General features: G+C 62.4%; 3 protein-coding genes and 1 pseudogene. 1 reads left to right on the top strand and 3 read right to left on the bottom strand.

All coding sequences use genetic code 11. The features are described from left to right. Nucleotides 1-105 precede the first annotated feature (105 nt). Nucleotides 106-957, bottom strand: a complete 852-nt coding sequence (locus tag PCS43_RS20940) for an SDR family oxidoreductase (protein WP_125050461.1) — start codon at nt 955-957, stop codon at nt 106-108. 118 nt (nt 958-1,075) lie between these two features. Here PCS43_RS20940 and PCS43_RS20935 point away from each other — a divergent pair, with 118 nt between their 5' ends. Continuing rightward, nucleotides 1,076-1,525 (top strand): winged helix-turn-helix transcriptional regulator, encoded by a 450-nt coding sequence (locus PCS43_RS20935; RefSeq protein ID WP_007735410.1) that lies wholly within the window; start codon nt 1,076-1,078, stop codon nt 1,523-1,525. Here PCS43_RS20935 and PCS43_RS20930 read toward each other — a convergent pair. Together PCS43_RS20930 and PCS43_RS20925 are read right to left on the bottom strand one after the other, a co-directional pair. Continuing rightward, a complete protein-coding gene (locus PCS43_RS20930; protein ID WP_003941550.1) occupies nt 1,501-2,493 on the bottom strand; it encodes an iron-siderophore ABC transporter substrate-binding protein in 993 nt (330 codons plus the stop codon). The two genes, PCS43_RS20935 and PCS43_RS20930, sit on opposite strands and share 25 nt — an antisense overlap. A 183-nt stretch (nt 2,494-2,676) precedes the next feature. Beyond that, nucleotides 2,677-2,910: pseudogene (locus PCS43_RS20925) on the bottom strand (dihydrolipoyl dehydrogenase); the annotation flags it as partial.

Below are 2,910 nucleotides of genomic sequence, written 5' to 3'. Positions count from 1 at the left end.
CCGCCCAACCACGGGTTCTCCGCCCGCCGGGGTTGCCGCCCCCCTGGGTCACCCCCCCTGTGCGCCTTTATCCCCCGCCGGCGTAAAAAAACGCCCCACAGCAGGTCAGGCCTTCCTCAACACCTCAGCCACCGGAGTGCTGCTGCGGCCGATCAACTTCTGTAGGTCACCCGACTCGGTGTCCAACGCCCCCTTGGCAATTGCAGCATCGGAATCGGCGAGGATCTGCGCAACAGGTGCAGGCAGTCCGACGCTCTCGAGAATGCCTTCGTATGCCTGCTCGTCCACGAACTGGTACGCGACAGGCTTGCCGGCAAACTCGCTGATCTTCTCGGCCAATTCGGCGTAGGTGAGCCTCTCGTCACCGCCCAACTCGTACACTGCACCTTCGTGGCCATCGGTGGTCGCGACTACTGCTGCGGCGTCGGCGTAATCCGCACGCGCCGCAGCCGCGATCTTGCCTTCCGCTCCCGCACCGACCAGTGCGCCGCGTTCGATCACACCGGCCAGGTCGTTGGTGAAGTTCTCCCAGTACCAACCGTTGCGCAACAGCGCGAACGGAATACCGCTCCGAGTGAGCACGTCCTCGGTCGCCTTGTGCTCGGCAGCAAGCTTCATCGGCGTGTCCTGAGCATTCAAGATGCTCGTGTAGGCGATGAATACGACGCCGGCAGCCTTCGCCGCGTCGATGATGTTGGTGTGTTGCGCGAGCCGTGACCCCACTTCACTTCCCGAGATCAGCACCAGCTTGTCGACGCCCGCCAATGCGGTTTCCAACGCCGAGGCATCGGCGTAGTCCGCTTGGCGTACAACTACTCCGCGGGCGGCGAGGCTTTCCGCCTTCTGTGGATTGCGGACCACTGCGACGATGTCGGACGCGGCGGTTCCCCGCTCGATCAACGACTCGACTACCAGTTGTCCGAGGTTTCCGGTTGCGCCGGTGACTGCAATGCTCATACGAACTCCCGATCCAGGTTGAAGCGTAAATGCGTTCTGCAACCATCATGCACTTATTTTTCGTAAGTGCAACACGGAGAGTTAGCGCTATCGGATCGTGCAGTAGTAGCCTGGGTTCATGACCAGCACCGACTCACCTTCACGTGCTGCCCAGACTCCTGATCCGAATGCCGACGTCGTGGACCCAACCCTCGAGGCTGACGTCTTCGCTCGCGGATGCAACTCTCGGGCGGCATTGCAGAATGCAACCGGACGCTGGGGCGCACTCGCGCTGGCGGCATTGAACGAGGGCCCGTACCGGTTCAGTGCCCTGCGCCGACGCGTCGACGGAGTCAGCGAGCGCATGCTCTCACAGACCCTGCAAACACTCGAGCGGGATGGCCTCGTGCACCGTGAGGTACTCGAAACCATCCCGCCCAAAGTGGAATACAGCCTGACCGAACTCGGCGCCGACGTCGCCGCAAAGATCACGGCCCTGATCGAACTACTCGAATCGCAGGTGCCGAAAATCGTTGCGTCACAAGCGTCGTACGACGCCCGGAATCAGCTCAACTTGTCCGAAAGCTGAGCGATGAACTCGTCGAATGCGTAGGGAACGCTCAGCACCGTCGGAGCGGACGTAGCCATCGCGTAGTCCATTCCGACCAGACGAACCAGACGGCCGTTCGACACCGAGGTCATGTTCGCGAACGGACCGAAGGACATCAGCTTGTCCAGGTTGGTGCCGTCGGCGTCGACGAGAATGAAGACGTCGGCGTCGAGTGTGTCGATGGATTCCATGCCCACGGACACCGAACTGTCGCCGGAAGTGCACACTGCGTCGACACCGGGCGAGGTCTTCACCCCGAGCTGGCCGAGAAGACGGATCCGCGGGTCGGTGCCGCAGAAGACGATCAGGCCCTCGTCGGTGCGCATTGCATACGTTGCGGTTTTGCCCTGGAACTGTGGGTGATCAGCGGCCTGCTTCTCGAAGTACGCCCCGGTCTCGTCGATCAGCGTCTGAGCCTGCTCCGGCTGTCCGAGCGCTGCACCGATCATGCTCATCTGCTTGTCCCACGCCGTATCCCACGGCTGGTCGGGGAACGCGACGGTCGGCGCGATGTCACTGAGGCGCTTGTACTCGCCCTCGTCGATGCCGGAGTAGACGGCGAGGATCACGTCGGGATCGAGCCCGAGGATCTGCTCGAACGGGATATCGGGATTGGTCGTCATGAGAACGGGCTTGGCACCGTTCAGACGCGAAGCGTCCCAGGGCAGGATGTTGTTCTCGATGCCGTCGCCGGAGAAGCTCTCCATGGCGACCGGAACCTTGTTCAGTGCGATCACCGCATCCTGGCCACTCCATCCGATGGTCACGATGCGCATAGGCTCCGCGTCGATCGTCGTCGAACCGTAGGCGTGGTCGACGGTCACGGGGAACGCCCCCGCCTCGGCGGCACCCGAAGCTTCGGTGTCCGATCCGGAGTGACCTGAGGTTCCACAGGCGGAGAGCGTCAGCGCGACGCAAGCCGCGAGCAGTACGGAACGAGTTTTCATGAGTGGTCCTTCGAAAGCCGAATGGTCGACTCGGGACGCTAATGCGTTGCGCGCCTACACCCCGACTCGAAGGCCTCAGATGGCGGTTTCGCAACACAACTCGACACAAAAGACGAAAAACCCCGTGTGCCTTTCCGGTAGTGCGAACTACCGAAAAGGCGCACGGGGCCGAAGGCCCTGCCGTCAGAAGTTGATCATGTGGCCTGCGAGGCCGTGGATCGCTTCCTGCAGTGCCTCACTGAGTGTGGGGTGGGTGTGGACGTTGCGTGCCAACTCGTTGACCGTGAGGTCCCACTTCTGGGCCAAGGTCAGCTCGGGCAGCAGTTCCGAAACGTCCGGCCCGATGAGGTGCCCGCCGAGCAGTTCGCCGTACTTCTTGTCGGCGATCAGCTTGACGAAACCGGTCGGGTCACCGAG

It is taken from the genome of Rhodococcus sp. C-2, from assembly GCF_027854095.1.
GTDB lineage: Bacteria > Actinomycetota > Actinomycetes > Mycobacteriales > Mycobacteriaceae > Rhodococcus_F > Rhodococcus_F qingshengii.
This window is presented reverse-complemented; position numbering and strand designations above follow the sequence as displayed.